The sequence below is a fragment of the Cupriavidus sp. DB3 genome (assembly GCF_020418465.1).
GTDB lineage: Bacteria > Pseudomonadota > Gammaproteobacteria > Burkholderiales > Burkholderiaceae > Cupriavidus > Cupriavidus cauae.
In genome coordinates, this window is record NZ_JAIZPL010000006.1 from 49,731 (window position 1) to 66,557 (window position 16,827).

13 protein-coding genes are annotated in these 16,827 nt (G+C 68.6%); 10 read left to right on the forward strand and 3 right to left on the reverse strand.

The genetic code is table 11. The features are described 5' to 3' along the window. Positions 1 to 48: 48 nt before the first annotated feature. Positions 49 to 1,713 carry a nitrogen regulation protein NR(I) gene (gene ntrC / locus K7G19_RS19445; protein ID WP_226108674.1) on the forward strand — a complete coding sequence of 555 codons (1,665 nt, stop codon included), beginning with the start codon at positions 49 to 51 and terminating at the stop codon, positions 1,711 to 1,713. A 78-nt stretch (positions 1,714 to 1,791) separates the two neighbouring features. On the opposite strand, the gene K7G19_RS19450 is transcribed toward ntrC, so the two are convergent. Continuing rightward, entirely contained in the window at positions 1,792 to 2,493 is a 702-nt protein-coding gene (locus tag K7G19_RS19450; protein WP_226108676.1) for a fumarylacetoacetate hydrolase family protein, read from the reverse strand. Positions 2,494 to 2,849: 356 nt separating this feature from the next. Here K7G19_RS19450 and K7G19_RS19455 point away from each other — a divergent pair, with 356 nt between their 5' ends. Then, a complete protein-coding gene (locus tag K7G19_RS19455; protein WP_226108678.1) occupies positions 2,850 to 3,932 on the forward strand; it encodes a tripartite tricarboxylate transporter substrate binding protein in 1,083 nt (360 codons plus the stop codon). 126 nt (positions 3,933 to 4,058) lie between these two features. After that, a complete protein-coding gene (locus K7G19_RS19460; RefSeq protein ID WP_226108680.1) occupies positions 4,059 to 5,879 on the forward strand; it encodes an IlvD/Edd family dehydratase in 1,821 nt (606 codons plus the stop codon). A gap of 164 nt (positions 5,880 to 6,043) precedes the next feature. On the opposite strand, the gene K7G19_RS19465 is transcribed toward K7G19_RS19460, so the two are convergent. After that, positions 6,044 to 6,940, reverse strand: a complete 897-nt coding sequence (locus K7G19_RS19465) for a LysR family transcriptional regulator (RefSeq protein ID WP_149319136.1) — start codon at positions 6,938 to 6,940, stop codon at positions 6,044 to 6,046. A 279-nt stretch (positions 6,941 to 7,219) separates the two neighbouring features. Here K7G19_RS19465 and K7G19_RS19470 point away from each other — a divergent pair, with 279 nt between their 5' ends. The 3 genes from K7G19_RS19470 to K7G19_RS19480 all read left to right on the forward strand — a co-directional run bounded on the left by K7G19_RS19470 (position 7,220) and on the right by K7G19_RS19480 (position 11,099). Continuing rightward, the gene (locus tag K7G19_RS19470; protein ID WP_226108682.1) at positions 7,220 to 8,188 is read left to right on the forward strand and encodes a dihydrodipicolinate synthase family protein; all 969 of its coding nucleotides are present in this window, start codon (positions 7,220 to 7,222) and stop codon (positions 8,186 to 8,188) included. 125 nt (positions 8,189 to 8,313) lie between these two features. Further along, positions 8,314 to 9,357 carry a tripartite tricarboxylate transporter substrate binding protein gene (locus tag K7G19_RS19475; protein WP_226108684.1) on the forward strand — a complete coding sequence of 348 codons (1,044 nt, stop codon included), beginning with the start codon at positions 8,314 to 8,316 and terminating at the stop codon, positions 9,355 to 9,357. A gap of 194 nt (positions 9,358 to 9,551) precedes the next feature. Further along, positions 9,552 to 11,099, forward strand: a complete 1,548-nt coding sequence (locus K7G19_RS19480) for a UxaA family hydrolase (protein ID WP_226108686.1) — start codon at positions 9,552 to 9,554, stop codon at positions 11,097 to 11,099. A 136-nt stretch (positions 11,100 to 11,235) separates the two neighbouring features. On the opposite strand, the gene K7G19_RS19485 is transcribed toward K7G19_RS19480, so the two are convergent. Next, positions 11,236 to 12,063, reverse strand: coding sequence for an HAD-IIB family hydrolase (locus tag K7G19_RS19485; RefSeq protein ID WP_226108687.1), 828 nt, complete (start codon positions 12,061 to 12,063; stop codon positions 11,236 to 11,238). Between the two features lie 220 nt (positions 12,064 to 12,283). Between K7G19_RS19485 and ugpB the strand changes: the two genes are divergently transcribed. The 4 genes from ugpB to K7G19_RS19505 all read left to right on the forward strand — a co-directional run bounded on the left by ugpB (position 12,284) and on the right by K7G19_RS19505 (position 16,771). After that, positions 12,284 to 13,615 carry a sn-glycerol-3-phosphate ABC transporter substrate-binding protein UgpB gene (gene ugpB, locus K7G19_RS19490; RefSeq protein WP_149319131.1) on the forward strand — a complete coding sequence of 444 codons (1,332 nt, stop codon included), beginning with the start codon at positions 12,284 to 12,286 and terminating at the stop codon, positions 13,613 to 13,615. Between the two features lie 166 nt (positions 13,616 to 13,781). Continuing rightward, positions 13,782 to 14,663, forward strand: coding sequence for a sn-glycerol-3-phosphate ABC transporter permease UgpA (gene ugpA / locus K7G19_RS19495; protein ID WP_149319130.1), 882 nt, complete (start codon positions 13,782 to 13,784; stop codon positions 14,661 to 14,663). A 36-nt stretch (positions 14,664 to 14,699) separates the two neighbouring features. Then, a complete protein-coding gene (gene ugpE, locus K7G19_RS19500) occupies positions 14,700 to 15,548 on the forward strand; it encodes a sn-glycerol-3-phosphate ABC transporter permease UgpE (protein ID WP_149319129.1) in 849 nt (282 codons plus the stop codon). Between the two features lie 98 nt (positions 15,549 to 15,646). Then, positions 15,647 to 16,771 (forward strand): sn-glycerol-3-phosphate import ATP-binding protein UgpC, encoded by a 1,125-nt coding sequence (locus K7G19_RS19505; RefSeq protein ID WP_149319128.1) that lies wholly within the window; start codon positions 15,647 to 15,649, stop codon positions 16,769 to 16,771. Positions 16,772 to 16,827 lie beyond the last annotated feature (56 nt).

Consider the following 16,827-nt stretch of genomic DNA (forward strand, 5'->3'; position numbering starts at 1 on the left):
GCGCAGCGAAGGCGGACCTCCGAAACACCGAGCAGACAAGCGACGCACATGAAGCCGATCTGGATAGTCGACGACGATCAATCTATTCGCTGGGTCCTGGAAAAGGCCCTGGCCCGGGAGAGCCTGCTGTCCCGCAGCTTTACCAACGTGCGCGACGTCCTGTCGGCGCTCGAGGACGACGAGCCCCAGGTCCTGATCTCGGACATCCGCATGCCCGGCGGTTCGGGCCTCGATCTGCTGCAGGCGATCAAGGGCCGCCATCCGGGGCTGCCGGTGATCGTGATGACCGCCTACTCCGATCTGGACAGCGCGGTGGCGGCCTTCCAGGGCGGCGCCTTCGAATACCTGGCCAAGCCCTTCGACGTCGACAAGGCCGTCGAACTGATCCGCCGCGCGCTGGAGGAAAGCCTGCGCGAGGAGGAGATGGACGACCGCCTGCTCGACGCGCCCGAGATCCTCGGCCAGGCGCCGGCAATGCAGGACGTGTTCCGCGCGATCGGCCGGCTGTCGCAGTCGAACGTGACGGTGCTGATCACCGGCGAGTCCGGCACCGGCAAGGAGCTGGTCGCGCGCGCGCTGCACAAGCACAGCCCGCGCGCCAACGGCCCCTTCATCGCGCTCAATACCGCGGCGATTCCGAAGGACCTGCTCGAGTCCGAACTGTTCGGCCACGAGCGGGGCGCCTTCACCGGCGCGCAGACCATGCGCCGCGGCCGCTTCGAGCAGGCCGAGGGCGGCACGCTCTTCCTCGACGAAATCGGCGACATGCCGTTCGACCTGCAGACGCGGCTGCTGCGCGTGCTGTCGGACGGCAACTTCTATCGCGTCGGCGGCCACAACCCGCTGCGCGCCAATGTGCGCGTGATCGCCGCCACCCACCAGAACCTCGAAACGCGCGTCAAGGAAGGGCTGTTCCGCGAGGACCTGTTCCACCGCCTGAACGTGATCCGGCTGCGGCTGCCGCCGCTGCGCGAACGGCCCGAGGACATCACGCTGCTGGCGCGGCATTTCCTGCAGAAGAGCGCCAAGGAACTGGGCGTGGAGCCGAAGCGCATGTCCGACGAGGCGCTGGCCTATGTCAGCACGCTGCCGTTCCCGGGCAACGTGCGGCAGCTGGAAAACCTGTGCAACTGGCTGACCGTGATGGCGCCCGCGCAGACCATCGAGGTCAAGGACCTGCCGCGCGAGATGATCGGCGGCGCGCCGGAAGGGCAGGCCGGCATGGCGAACTACGGCGTCGCGCGCGTCGCCGAGCCCGGCGGCGATGCGGCCGAGGCGGGCGCCATGGTTGGCGCTTCGGCTGGCGGCATGGCCGGTGGCATGGCCGCCGCGGGGCCGGGCGGGTTTGCCGCCGACGGCGCGGCCACGCTACCAAACGATGCGGAAGCGCCGGGCTACGGCGGCCGCATGGCGCCGGCGGGGGCGTTTGGCACCCCGGGCACCGCGGGCACCCCCGGCATGGCGGGCTTGGCGGGCTCGGCCTCGGCCGCCGCGCCCGCGCCCGGCTGGGAAACCCTGCTGGCGGGCGAGGCCCGCGCGATGCTGGAGGCGGGCCAGCCCGAGGTGATGGACGCGCTCACGCGCCGCTTCGAGAAGGCGGTGCTGGAGGCCGCGCTGGGCGTCACCCGCGGCCGCCGCGTCGAGGCCGCGACCCGGCTCGGCATCGGCCGCAACACCATCACGCGCAAGCTGCAGGAACTGGGCTTCGATTGAGCGGCGCGAGCGATCGCGCAATACAAAACGCCACGGTGCAAGCCGTGGCGTTTTTGTTCGGGAGGTTCGCGTCGGAGTTCAGCCCCGGCGCGCTCCAACCGTGAAGGCGAACTCGCCCAGTCCCGCCACGCCGCCGCGCACCGCATTGCCCGGCTGCAGCTTGCCGACGCCGGCCGGCGTGCCGGTAAAGATCAGGTCGCCGGGAGCCAGCGCCACGCTCTGCGAGATATAGGCGATGACATCGGCCACCGGCCAGATCATCTCGTTCAGGTCGCCCTGCTGGCGCACCTCGCCGTTGACCTCGAGCCAGATGCGGCCCTGGGCCGGATGGCCGACCGCGCTGACGGGCTGCAGCGGCCCGCACGGACCGGACGCGTCGAAGGCCTTCGACCAGTCCCACGGCCGGCTCATCGACTTGGCGACGTCCTGCAGGTCGCGGCGCGTCAGGTCCACGCCGACGCCATAGCCCCACACATGCTCCAGCGCGCGCTCGACGGCGATGTCGGTGCCGCCCTTGCCGATCGCCACCACCATTTCGATCTCGTGGTGCAGGTTGTCGGTCAGCGGGGGATAGGGCACGGTCCCTTGCGCGGGCACCACCGCATCGGCCGGCTTGGTGAAGAAGAACGGCGGCTCGCGGTCCGGATCCTTGCCCATCTCGCGCGCATGGGCGGCGTAGTTGCGTCCCACGCAGAACACGCGGCGGATGGGGAAGCGGGCGCTGCTGCCGGCGACGGCCACGCTGGCCTGCTCGACGGGCGGAATCACGAATTCGGTCATGGTGTGATGGGATGAAGAAGGGATGCGGGGCGTCAGGCGATATCGACCACTGGACGATATTGGCGATATCGCAAGACGGCGAAATCGGCGACATCGACAGGATCGGAGCCGATTGTACTGAGCAGGACTCGCAATATGAAACGAATCATTTTGGGGCTGAGCATCGAAAACTCAGATGGATGATGCGCGGACTGGGCTGGCCCCAAACCAAAATAATTTTTTGGTTAATCGGTGCGGCAACCGCTTCTTCCGCGTCCCGCTCGTCTCCACACTTGCCGTCACGGCGACCCGTGCCTCCATGCGTTCGCACGCGAGGCACGAGGACCGCGCCGGCATAACGAGATCAGGAGACCCCCATGACCACCAAGCCGCCTCCGGCATCCAGCGCCACATCCCGCCCCACATCCCCCGCATCCCGCCCAACATCCCGCGCCGCAGCCCGTCCGGTACTCCGCCGAACCTGGCTGCGCGCCGGCCTGCTCGCGCTGTTCGCGCCGCTGTGGGCCGCGCTCGCGCCCGCCGCCCTGGCCGCCTACCCGGACAAGCCGGTGCGCCTCGTGATTCCCTATCCGCCGGGCGGCGCCACCGACGTGATCGGCCGCATCGTCGCCGCCCGGCTCGGCGAGGCGCTGGGCCAGCAGGTCGTGGTGGAGAACCGCGGCGGCGCCGGCGGCAATATCGGCGCCGAGGCGGTGGCCAGGAGCGCGCCGGACGGCTACACGCTGCTGATGGGCGCGCTGACCTCGCATTCGACGATGGCCACGCTGGAGAAAGGGCGGCTGCGCTACGATCTGCTGAAGGACTTCGTGCCGGTGATGGTGGTCGGCTCGGTGCCGCTGGTCGTGGTGGTCAATCCGCAGCTGCCGGTCACCACGCTGCAGCAGTTGATCCAGTACGGCAAGGCCCATCCGGGCAAGCTGAACTATGCGAGCTCGGGCGCCGGCGCGCCGCAGCGGATGGCGGCCGAGATCTTCCGCAAGGAGGCAAGCATCGACATGGTGCACGTCCCCTACAAGGGCAGCGGCCCGGCGATGACCGACCTCGTCGCCGGGCAGGTCAACATGATGGTCGAGACCGTGCCGGCGGCGCAGCCCTTCATCAAGAGCGGGCAACTGCGGCCGGTTGCGGTGGCGGCGGCAAAACGGATCTCGATGCTGCCCGACGTGCCCGCGGCCGGAGAGAGCGGCATGCCGGCGCTCGACGTCAGCTCGACCTTCGGCGTGCTGGCGCCGGCCGGCACGCCGGCGCCGGTGGTGCAGCGCCTGAATGCCGCGCTGGCGAAGATGCTGGAGATGCCGGCGGTCAAGGCGCAGTTCCTGCAGCAGGGCGTCTACGCCTTGCCCCCGACCTCGCCCGACAAGGCCGCCGAGCGCCTGCGCGACGAGGTGACCCGCTGGCAGAAGGTCATCACCGAGGCCGGCATCGAGTCGGATAGTTGAGGCCCGGCGCCGGCCCGATGCCACGCCTCCCATGCCACTGCACCGACCCCGCCTCCAGGCAACGACGCAAGCAACGACGCAAGCAACGACGAAAGCAACGACGAAAGCCACGACCAATCAACGACGATGAGCACCACGCCCAGCAATCCCGCAACCCCCAAGTCTCCCGCATCCACCGATGACAGCCAGCGCGACACCGGAAGCGATACCCGCAGCGATGTTCGCCCCGACGCCGGCCTGCGCAAGGGCCTGACCAACTACGGCGACCAGGGCTTCTCGCTGTTCCTGCGCAAGGCCTTCATCAAGGGCTCCGGCTATACCGATGCCGCGCTCGACCGGCCGGTGATCGGCATCGCCGATACCGGCAGCGCCTTCAATCCCTGCCACGGCAACATGCCGCAGCTGATCGAGGCCGTGAAGCGCGGCATCCTGCTGGCGGGCGGGCTGCCGATGCCGTTTCCGACCATCTCGATCCACGAGAGCTTCGCCGCGCCGACCAGCATGGTGCTGCGCAACCTGATGTCGATGGATACCGAGGAGATGATCCGCGCGCAGCCGATGGATGCGGTGGTGCTGATCGGCGGCTGCGACAAGACCGTGCCCGCGCAGCTGATGGGCGCGGCCTCGGCGGGCGTGCCGGCGATCCAGCTGGTGACCGGCGCGATGCTGACCGGCTCGCATCGCGGCGAGCGGGTGGGGGCCTGTACCGATTGCCGCCGCTACTGGGGCAAGTTCCGCGCGGGCGAGATCGACGCGCACGAGACCGCGCAGGTCAACGACCAGCTGGTCGCCAGCGTCGGCACCTGTTCGGTGATGGGCACCGCGAGCACGATGGCCTGCCTGACCGAGGCGATGGGCATGAGCCTGCCTGGCGCCGCCACGCCGCCGGCCGTCACCGCCGACCGCATCCGCATCGCCGAACTGACCGGCGCGCGCGCGGTGGCGATGGCGCGCGAGCGGCTGACCGTCGACAAGGTGCTGACGCCGGCCGCGTTCGAGAACGCGATGCGCGTGCTGCTGGCGATCGGCGGTTCGACCAACGGCATCGTGCATCTGGCCGCGATCGCGGGGCGCATGGGGCTGGACATCGACATGCAGGCGCTGGACCGCATGGGCCGCGAAACGCCGGTGCTGCTCGACCTGAAGCCCAGCGGCCAGCACTACATGGAGGACTTCCACAAGGCCGGCGGCATGGCCACGCTGCTGCGCGAGCTGCGGCCGCTGCTGCGGCTGGACGCGCTGACCGTGACGGGACGCACGCTGGGCGAGGAGCTCGACGCCGCCGGTCCCGGCTTCGCGCAGGACGTGGTGCGCCCGATCGCCGACCCGATCTATCCGCAGGGCGGCATCGCCGTGCTGGGCGGCAATCTGGCCCCGGGCGGCGCGATCATCAAGCAGTCCGCCGCCGACGCCGCGCTGATGGAGCACGAGGGCCGCGCCGTGGTGTTCGAGAACTCGCAGGACCTGGTCGAGCGCATCGACAGCGACGATCTCGACGTCAACGCCGACGATGTGCTGGTGCTGAAGAACATCGGTCCGAAGGGCGCGCCCGGCATGCCGGAGGCGGGCTATATCCCGATCCCGCGCAAGCTGGCGCGCGCCGGCGTCAAGGACATGGTGCGCATCTCGGACGGGCGCATGAGCGGCACCGCGTTCGGCACCGTGGTGCTGCATGTCACGCCGGAGGCCGCGGTGGGCGGACCGCTGGCGCACGTGCGCACCGGCGACCGGATTCGCCTGAGCGTCAGCCGCCGCGAGCTGAGCCTGCTGGTGGCGGAGGACGAACTGGAGCGGCGCCGTGCGGCCAATCCGGTGCGCGAGCCCAGCGCGCCGCGCGGCTACCTGAAGCTGTTCCTGCAGACGGTGACGCAGGCCGACCGGGGCGTCGATTTCGACTTCCTGCGCGCCGCCGAAACGCGCGGCAAGACGCCGCAGGCGCCGGAGTAGATTGCAGGTCGATAGAAGTCGCCGCGGCGCGGGCGGCCCCTGGGCTGCCCTTGGCGTTCCCCTTGGCGCCGCCATGGAGCGCCACCCTTGGCGTCTCGTTAGCGCACCCTTCGCGCCCGGTGAGCGCACCGTTAGCGCTCAGTTAGCGCCCAGTTAGCGCCCAGTTAGCGCCCAGTTAGCGCCCCCTGGCGCTGCCCGGTCGCGCTCGCCGCATGCTCGAGCAGCGTGCGCGCCAGCGCGCCGTGCGCGGCGTGCGGCGACCACAGCAGGCCGACCTGCCGCACCGGCGCGCGGCCCGGCAGCGCAATGCGCGCGACGCGAATGCCTTCGGGCCAGGGCGGCGTCCAGTCCGGTACCAGCGACACGCCGATGCCCTGGTGCACCATCGTCGCGATCGCGTTCAGCGCGTCGATCTCGAGCCGCTCGTGCGGCACGATGTTGTGCTCGTGCAGATAGCGGTCGGCCACCATGCCGCCCCACATGCCGCGGTCGTAGCGGATGAACGGCTCGGTGGCGAGCAGTTCGTGCGCGCCGCGCTCGGCCATCGATTCGGGCGCCAGCACGATGAACGGTTCGCGCACCAGCACGTGCCACTCGAACGCCTTCGGAATCGCGAACTGCGGCGCCACGATGATGCCGGCATCGAGATCGCCGCCGACGATCCGGCGATACAGGTGCGAGGACGAACCCGGTTCGACAAAGATCTTCAACTGGGGATGCGCGGCGTAGACGCGCTTGAGGATCGGCGGCAGCAGACCCGTCAGCGCCGAGGTCGACACACCGAGCCGCAGTTCGCCCAGCAGGCTGTCGTCGTGCGCGACCGCGTTCAGGTCGCGCACATCGCGCACCACCGCGCGCGCCTTCGGCAGGATGCGCAGCCCGCCCTGGGTCGGCACCACGGTGCGTCCGGCGCGCTGCACCAGCGGCGTATCCAGCGATTCCTCCAGCGCCTTGACGCGCGCCGCGATGGCGGCCGGCGTCAGGCCCAGGCGTCGCGCCGCTTCGGCGAACGAGCCGTGCTCGACCACGGCGACGAAACTCTGCAGGTAGCGAATGTCCACGGCGGGGCAGGCCTCTTGTTGTCGTAGGGAGTCGTAAGGGGGCAGCGGGACGCAGCAGCACGCAGCGGGGCGTAGCGGCGCGGCAGATGTTAGCAAAGCGCGGTCGGGATACCGGGCTGTTCGCCCCGGTGGAACCCAAAAAACATTATCGTTTGAAGCAGCCGTTCGATGCTGTTTTCGCGGATTGGCGGTTCCTAGAATGGCCCCATTCCTTGATCGCCATTCGTCGAGCCCGATCCATCGGGCCAGCCGCCCAGGCGCCCATCCCCGGAGACAGCCATGACCGAGTCCGCCCGCCCGCGCGGCGTCTTTTCCCCCGTGCTCACGCCGTTCACCGACGGCTATGCGCCCGACGCGCGGCGTTTCGTGCGGCATTGCCGCTGGCTGATCGAGCAGGGCGTCGGGCTGGCCGTGTTCGGCACCAATTCCGAGGCCAACTCGTTGTCGCTGGACGAGAAGCGCGGCCTGCTGGACCGGCTGCTGGACGCCGGCATTCCGCCGGATCGCCTGATGCCCGGCACCGGCGCCTGCGCGCTGCCGGACGCCATCGCGCTGACGCGCCACGCGGTCACCGCGGGCTGCGCCGGCGTGCTGATGCTGCCGCCGTTCTACTACAAGGGCGTCAGCGACGATGGCCTGTTCCGCGCGTTTGCCGAGGTCATCGAGGCGGTCGGTGGCACGGCCGGCGAGGCGGCCGACGAGACGGCCCGCAATGCGCGCCTGCGCGTCTACCTGTACCACATCCCCGCGGTCAGCCAGGTGCCACTGGGCCTGGACCTGATCGACCGGCTGCTGACCGCCTATCCCGGCATCGTCGCCGGCATCAAGGACAGCTCCGGCGATCTCGCCAACACGCGTGCCATGATCGAGCGCTTCGGCGCGCGCGGCTTCGATGTCTTCGCCGGAACCGAGGCGATCCTGCTGGAAACCATGCGTGCGGGCGGGGCGGGCTGCATCACGGCCACCGGCAACGTCAATCCCGCGCCGATCGTCGACCTGTACGCCAACTGGCAGGCGGCCGATGCCGATGCGCGGCAGGCCGCGCTGAACCGCACGCGCGCGGCCTTCCAGCAGTTCCCGATGATTGCCGCGATGAAGGAAGCGATCGCGGTGCAGAGCGCCGACGGCGGCTGGCGCACGGTGCGGCCGCCGCTGACCGAGCTGCAGGAAGGGCAGCGGGCGCTGCTGGGTCAGGCGCTCGATGCGCTGGGCTTTGCGATGCCGGGGGCGGAACGGCTCGCGGCCTGATTGCATCCGCATCTCGGCGCCGACTCGGGCACCGAACCGGGTTTCGATCCGAGCTCCGACCCGGGTATGCCACGGCATGCCAGAAACCCGCACAACAACATACAACGACACCCCAGGAGACGACCATGACCTTCACCAACCAGCCATGCCGGCCATCCCGGCGCATCGCCGGCCTTTGCCACACCCTGTACGCCCGAGCGGCCGGATTGGCCACGACGGCCCTGATGGCCCTGATGGCCCTTGCGGCCGGCCCCGCCGCGGCCGCCACCGACGCCTTTCCCAGCAAGCCGATCCGCGTGGTGGTCGGCTTCGCGCCCGGCGGCGGCGCGGACATCGTCGCGCGCCAGCTCGGCGCGCAGCTGTCGAAACAGATGGGTCAATCGGTGGTGGTCGAGAACCGGCCCGGCGCGACCGGCACCATCGCCGCGTCGAACGTCGCGCAGTCGCCGGCGGACGGCTATTCGATGATGCTGGCCTCGCAGTCGACCATGGTGATCGCGCCGAGCATGTACGCGAAGCTGCCGTTCGATCCGCTGAAGGACTTCATTCCGGTGACGCAGGTGGTATCGATGCCGCTGGTGATGGTGGTCAATCCGTCGGTGCCCGCCACCACGGTGAAGGAGGTGGCCGAGCTGGTGCGTGCCGGCAAGCTGACCAGCTATGCCTCGTCCGGACCCGGCGGCCCGCAGCATATCGCCGGCGAACTGTTCAACACCATGAGCGGCATCAAGCTGACGCACGTGCCTTACAAGGGCGAGTCGGCCGCGCTGACCGATGTGATCGCCGGCAATGTGCCGGTGATGTTCGCCAACGTGCCGGTGGCGGCGCCGTTCATCAAGTCGGGCAAGCTGAAGGCGATCGCGGTCTCGAGCCTGGCCCGCGCCCCGAGCCTGCCGCAGGTGCCGACGGTGGCCGAAGCGGGGCTGAAGGATTTCGAGGTGCTGACCTGGTACGGCTTGTTCCTGCCCGCCAGCACGCCGCGCCCGATCGCCGCGCGCATCAGCGACGAGGTCGCGCAGGCGCTGAAGGAGCCGGGCCTGCGCGCCAAGTTCGCCGAGCAGGGCCTGAATATCCTGGGCACCAATCCCGAGCAGTTCGGCAAGTTCATGACGGGCGAAGTCCCGAAATGGGCGGCGGTGGTGAAGGCGTCGAATATCCGGCCGGAATAAGCCCGACCCCGCCTTCGCGCCGAAACGCCGGACGCCAAACGCCAAACGCCAAACGCCAAACGCCAAACGCCAAACGCCGAAGCGCCGAAGCGCCGAAGCGCCGAAGCGCCGAAGCGCCGAAGCGCCGAAGCGCCGAACGCGGGTCTCTATCCCAATCCCATTTCTCTGACACGCAACACGGAAACAAGCGCCGTATGGAAGCTCGCCACGACAAGACCCTGCTGGGCCCCTGCATCCGCCTGCATCCCGCTGACAACGTCCTGGTCGCGCGCATGGATGTCGGCATCGGCACGCCGGTGCCGGGCCAGCCCTGGACCACGCGCGCCCAGGTGCCGGCCGGCCACAAGATCGCCGCGCGGGCCATCCGCGCCGGGGAGCCGATCGTCAAGTACAACGTCTGCATCGGCTTCGCCGCGACCGACATCGCGCCGGGCAGCTATGTTCATTCGCACAACGTCAGCTTCCAGGAGTACGAGCGCGACTACGCCTATGGCCGCGACTATGTGCCGGTGGAGCGCGTGCCGGCGTCGCGCCAGGCGATGTTCGACGGCATCGTGCGGGCCGATGGCCGCGTCGCGACGCGCAACTATGTCGGCATCCTGTCGACCGTCAACTGCTCGGCCACCGTGGTGCGCAAGATCGCCGAGTGGTTCACGCCCGAGCGGCTGGCCGACTATCCGAATGTCGACGGCGTGGTGGCCTTCAGCCATTCGCTGGGCTGCGGCATGGAGATGACCGGCGAGCCGATGGACCTGCTGCGGCGGACCATGGCCGGCTACGCGCGCCATGCCAACCTTGGCGGCGCGCTGATCGTCGGGCTGGGCTGCGAGCGCAACCAGTTGAAGGGCCTGCTGGAGACGCAGTCGCTGCAGGACGGCCCCTTGCTGCGCACCTTCGTGATGCAGGACAGCGGCGGCACGCGCAAGACCATCGAGGCCGGCATCGCCGCGGTGATGGCGCTGCTGCCCGAGGCCAACCGCGTCGAGCGCCGGCCGGTGCCGGCCAGCCACCTGACCGTCGGCCTGCAGTGCGGCGGCTCGGACGGCTTTTCGTCGATCACCGCCAATCCGGCGCTGGGCGCCGCGGTGGACCTGCTGGTGCGCCACGGCGGCACCGCGATCCTGTCGGAGACGCCGGAGATCTATGGCGTCGAACACACGCTGACGCGGCGGGCGGTCAGCCGCGCGGTCGGCGAGAAGCTGGTCGAGCGGATCCGCTGGTGGAAGGACGAGTATTCGGTCGGACGCGATGTGCAGATCAACGGGCAGGTCAGCCCCGGCAACCAGATGGGCGGGCTGGCCAACATCTTCGAGAAGTCGCTGGGCTCGTCGATGAAGGGCGGCACCGGGCCGCTGATGGCGGTCTACCGCTATGCCGAGCCGGTGACCGAACATGGCCTGGTCTTCATGGATACGCCGGGCTATGACCCGGTGTCGGCCACCGGGCAGATCGCCGGCGGCGCCAACCTGATCGCGTTTACCACCGGGCGCGGCTCGATGTTCGGCGCCAAGCCGGTGCCCAGCGTCAAGCTGGCCACCAACTCGCCGATGTACCGCCGGCTGGAGGAGGACATGGACCTGAACTGCGGCACCATCCTCGACGGCGAGAAGACCATCGAGCAGGTCGGCGAGGAGATCTTCCAGCTGATGCTGCGCACCGCGTCGGGGCAGCGTTCGAAGAGCGAGCTGCTGGGGCTGGGCGACAACGAGTTCGTGCCCTGGCACATCGGCATCATGAGTTGATGCCAGAGGCCGGTGTCGGTGCCGGCACCGGGCCGGGCGGCGGTGCGGTAGTACGGTAGTACGGTAGTACGGCGGTGCGAACGTGCGGTGGCGCGGCAGTGCGCCAGTGCGGCAGGGCCCCTGTGCGGCCCGGCGCCTAGCCGGCGTCCCGCGCCGCCAGCAGCGCGTCCACCATCTCGGCAAAGCCTTCGCCGCCGGCGGCCTCGGTCACATAGGCCGGCGGCACCGGCAGCAGCGGCAGGATCTCGCGCACATTGGCCACGCCGACGGACAGCGGGAAGTGGGCGAACATCGCGGCGTCGTTGGCCGAATCGCCGATGAACACCCATTCGTCGCGCTGGGCGTCCAGGTCGGCGCCGAGCAGCTCGGCCGCGCACAGGCGGCTGGTGCTGAGCTTGTCGTGCCGGCCGAACCAGCCGTTGACATGGATCGAGCTGACCGTGGCCGTCATGCCGGCCTGCTGCATCAGCGCGACGATGCGGTCCACCGCCGCGGGCGGCAGCGGCGCGACATCCTCGGCATGGTCGATCGCCAGGTCGGCCGCGTGCCAGTGCTGGTCGGACGCCAGCGCGCAGCCGGGCACCTCCCGCAGGATCCGCTGCGCCAGTTCGTCGATGCGCCGCAGGTTGCGCGCGCGCGTATCGGCGTCGTCGATGAAGCGCGTGACCAGGCGCCCGTCGCGCAGGTGCGAGTAGAACGCGCCGTTCTCGCCGATGATCGCGTCGACCGGCCACAACCGCGTCAGGATTTCCGCCCAGGCGATGCAGCGCCCGGTGACCGGAATCACCTGCAGGCCCGCGTGCCGCAGGCGTTCGATGGCCAGATAGGTCTGCGCCGGCAGGCGGCCGGCGGTGGTCAGCGTGCCGTCGATATCGGTCAGCACGCCGCGCACGCGGCGCAGCGCCGCGGCGGGCAGCGCAGCCGGAAAGACGGGGAGATCGGGGAGGGTTTGCGGGGTCGGCATGGCGGCGCATTGTACCTCGCAAGTGGCGTCGCCTAAGCTATGTCACGGCGCTGTCATCTTGCCTTCGCCCCGGGCCGGTTGGGCCCGAAGCCGCGTGGACATTGGTAGAAACGCTCGGTTTCTCGGCGCGCGCTGGCGGAGTAACATCCGCTTGTCACAAAAAATGCATACATTCAGCCGGTTTCCGACTGGATGACGCAATAAACGAGGAGAGCCGTCGATGACCATCCCCCGCACCATCACCATCAAGCTTGCCGCCGCGGCCGCCGCCGTGGCCGCGCTGTCCGCCACCGGCGCCGCGCACGCCGCCGTCGAAGTGCAATGGTGGCATGCCATGCAGGGCGCGTTGAACGACAAGGTCAACGAGGTTGCCAGCAAGTTCAACGCCAGCCAGACCGAGTACAAGATCGTGCCGGTCAACAAGGGCAACTACGATGAAACCCTGGCGGCCGGCATCGCCGCCTTCCGCGCCGGCGGCGCGCCGGCGATCCTGCAGGTGTTCGAGGTCGGCACCGCCACCATGATGAGCGCCAAGGGCGCGATCAAGCCGGTCTCGACCGTGATGAAGGAAGCCGGCGAGAAGTTCGACCAGAAGGTCTACATCCCGGCGGTGGCGGGCTACTACACGTCCGCCAAGGGCGAGATGCTGTCGTTCCCGTTCAACAGCTCGACCACGGTCTTCTACTACAACAAGGACGCCTTCAAGAAGGCCGGCCTCGATCCCGAGAAGCCGCCCAAGACCTGGCCCGAGGTGATGCAGTACTCGGCCAAGATCAAGGCCTCGGGCGGCAACTGCGCCTACACCACCGACTGGCAGGGCTGGGTCCACCTGGAGAGCTTCTCGGCCTGGCACAACACGCTGTACGCGACCAAGAACAACGGCTTCGGGGGCACCGATACGCGCCTGGTGTTCAACAGCCCGCTGCACGTCAAGCACATCTCGAATCTGCAGGACATGGTCAAGAAGGGCTACTTCAGCTACGGCGGCCGCAAGGCCGAGTCGGGCGCGAAGTTCTTCAACGGCGAATGCGCGATGTTTACCGGCTCGTCGGCGACGCTGGCGAACGTGCGCAAGAACGCCAAGTTCGCGTTTGGCGTGTCGCAGCTGCCGTACTACCCGGACGTGCCGGGCGCCCCGCAGAACACCATCATCGGCGGCGCCTCGCTGTGGGTGATGGCCGGCCGCAAGCCCGAGGAATACAAGGGCGTGGCCAAGTTCTTCACCTTCCTGTCGCGCCCGGAGATCCAGGCCGACTGGCACCAGGCCACCGGCTATCTGCCGGTCACGATGGCGGCGTATGAGCTGACCAGGAAGTCCGGCTTCTACGAGAAGAATCCGGGCGCCGACGTGTCGGTGCAGCAGATGGTCGTCAAGACCACCGACAAGTCGCGCGGCGTGCGGCTGGGCAATATGGTCCAGGTGCGCACCGTGGTCGACGAGGAACTGGAAGCGGTCTGGGCCGGCAAGAAGGAGCCCAAGGAAGCCCTCGATACCGCGGTCAAGCGCGGCAACGAGCTGCTCGAACGCTTCCAGCGCACCGCCAAGGAATAAGCGGCGGCCAGCGGGCGGCGGCCCCTTCCGGTTTCCCGCCCGCGATTCGTTCCGGCTTCTGCCGCCGCGCCGCCGTGCCGCCGTACCGATGCGGCGGGCGGCCGGTCCGAGGCAGGTCCAATTTCCCCCGGGGCGCCGCGACGGCGCTCCTTTGTCATCGCCACGCATGGAAAAACGCGTCGTCTTCCGTTCGCCCTGGCTGCCGTATCTGCTGGTGCTGCCGCAGATCGCGATCACGCTGATCTTCTTCTTCTGGCCCGCGGGCCAGGCGCTGTACCAGTCGGTGCTGCAGCAGGACGCCTTCGGCATCAGCCTCGAATATGTCGGCGCGGCCAACTTCATGACGCTGTGGAACGACCCGAACTACATCGAGTCGTTCCGCGTGACCGCGATCTTCGCGGTCGGGGTGGCGCTGCTGGGCATGTCGTTCGCGCTGCTGCTCGCCTATTTCGCCGATCGCGCGCTGCGCGGCGCGGTCGCCTACAAGACGCTGCTGATCTGGCCCTATGCGGTGGCGCCGGCGGTGGCCGGCGTGCTGTGGATGTTCCTGTTCAATCCGACGCTGGGCATCGTCTCGTACGTGCTGCGCCAGATGGGCGTGGACTGGAACTTCCTGCTCAATGGCGACCAGGCCATGCTGCTGGTGATCATCGCCGCGGCGTGGAAGCAGGTCAGCTACAACTTCCTGTTCTTCCTGGCCGGGCTGCAGAGCATCCCGCGCTCGCTGATCGAGGCCGCCGCGATCGACGGCGCCGGTCCGTGGCGCCGCTTCTGGTCGATCGTATTCCCGCTGCTGTCGCCGACCACCTTCTTCCTGATGGTGATCAACGTGGTGTACGCGTTCTTCGACACCTTCGCCATCATCGACGCGGTGACGCACGGCGGGCCGTTCAATTCGACCAACACGCTGGTCTACAAGGTCTATCACGACGGCTTCCGCGGCATGGACATCGGCGGCTCGGCGGCGCAGTCCGTGATCCTGATGGCGATCGTGATCGCGCTGACGGTGGTGCAGTTCCGCTACGTCGAGCGGCGCGTCCAGTATTGAACGTCGACGAATGCAGACCGCAGACAGGTATCCCTCATGGTAGAACGGCGTCCCTTCCTCGATTTCCTGACCCACGTGGTGCTGATCATCGGCATCCTGATCGTGGCCTTTCCGGTCTATGTGACCTTCGTCGCCTCGACGCTGACCGCGGAGGAGGTGCTCGACGCGCCGATGACGCTGATCCCCGGCCCGCACCTGCTGGAGAACTACCGCACCGTGCTGTTCTCCGGCGTCGGCGTGGCGGCGGCCCCGGTGTCGACCATGCTGATGAACAGCATGATCATGGCGCTGGGCATTTCGCTGGGCAAGATCGCGATCTCGATCATCTCGGCCTTCGCGGTGGTGTACTTCAAGTTCCCGCTGCGCAAGACCTTCTTCTGGATGATCTTCATCACGCTGATGCTGCCGGTCGAGGTGCGCATCCTGCCGACCTACGAGGTGGTGTCGGACCTGGGCATGCTCGACAGCTATGTCGGCCTGACGGTGCCGCTGATCGCGTCGGCCACCGCGACCTTCCTGTTCCGGCAGTTCTTCCTGACCGTGCCGGACGAACTGGCCGAGGCCGCGCGCATCGACGGGGCGGGGCCGATGCGGTTCTTCCTCGACGTGCTGCTGCCGCTGTCCAAGACCAGCATCGCTGCGCTGTTCGTGATCCAGTTCATCTACGGCTGGAACCAGTACCTGTGGCCGCTGTTGATCACCACGCAGAAGTCGATGATCCCGGTGGTGGTCGGCGTCACGCAGATGATCTCGCGCTCGGGCGATGCCGCCACCGAGTGGAACCTGGTGATGGCGACCGTGCTGCTGGCGATGATCCCGCCCGCGGTGGTGGTGATCCTGATGCAGAAGTGGTTTGTGAAGGGATTGGTGGAGACCGAGAAGTAGCGGAATCCCGCACTGTGTTCCTCGCCTTTCCCGTACCCGGGGAGAGGGGAAAGCCTACCGACAATGATCGGGCAACACCCATCGAACAACAGAAACACATGGCAAAACTGTCGCTCCGAAACGTACAGAAGACCTACGCCGGCAATGTCGCCGCCGTGCATGGCATCGACATGGAGATCGACGATGGCGAGTTCATCGTGATCGTCGGCCCGTCGGGCTGCGGCAAGTCGACGCTGCTGCGGATGGTCGCGGGGCTCGAGACCATCACCGGCGGCGAGGTCCATATCGGCGATCGCGTGGTCAATCGGCTGGAGCCGGCCGAGCGCGATATCGCGATGGTGTTCCAGAACTACGCGCTCTATCCGCACATGACGGTCTACGACAACATGGCGTACGGCCTGAAGATCCGCGGCATGCCGAAGGCCGAGATCGAACAGCGCGTGCGCCATGCCGCCGGCATTCTCGAGCTGGCGCCGCTGCTCGAGCGCAAGCCGCGCCAGCTGTCGGGCGGCCAGCGCCAGCGGGTGGCGATGGGACGCGCGATCGTGCGCGAGCCGGCGGTGTTCCTGTTCGACGAGCCGCTGTCCAACCTGGACGCCAAGCTGCGCGTGCAGATGCGGCTGGAATTGAAGGAGCTGCATCGGCGCCTGCGCACCACCAGCCTCTATGTCACGCACGACCAGGTCGAGGCGATGACGCTGGCCGATCGGATGATGGTGCTCAACGGCGGACGCGTGGAGCAGATCGGCACGCCGCTCGAGGTCTATGCGCGGCCGGCCAGCATCTTCGTTGCCGGCTTCATCGGCTCGCCGCCGATGAACCTGATTCCGGTGGTGCGTAACGAGGCGGGGCAGGGCGCGGGGCCTTCGGGTGTGCCATCCGATGCGCAGATGCGTGTGCTCGGGCCGGACGGCCAGCCATCCGAGGCCACGCTGGGCCATCTGCCGATGGGCCTGCATCTGCCGCAGCAGGCGCTGCTGGGTTTGCGGCCCGAGCATGTGGAACCGTGCGCCCCGCACGAAGCCATCGCGCAGATCGACGTGCGCGTGGTCGAGGCGCTGGGCGCGGACTCGTTCGCCTACGGCACGCTCGGCGGCCAGCAGGTGGTGGTCCGGCTCGACGGCCATATGCAGGTGCGGGCGGGCGAGAAGCTGCCGGTCACCGCATCGAGCGAGCACCTGCACTTCTTCGACCACGCCAGCGGCAAGCGGATCGAGGCCTGAGATGGCAGCCGAGCGCCAGTCCACCGAGGCCGGGACCGCAGCCGGCCGAACCACAG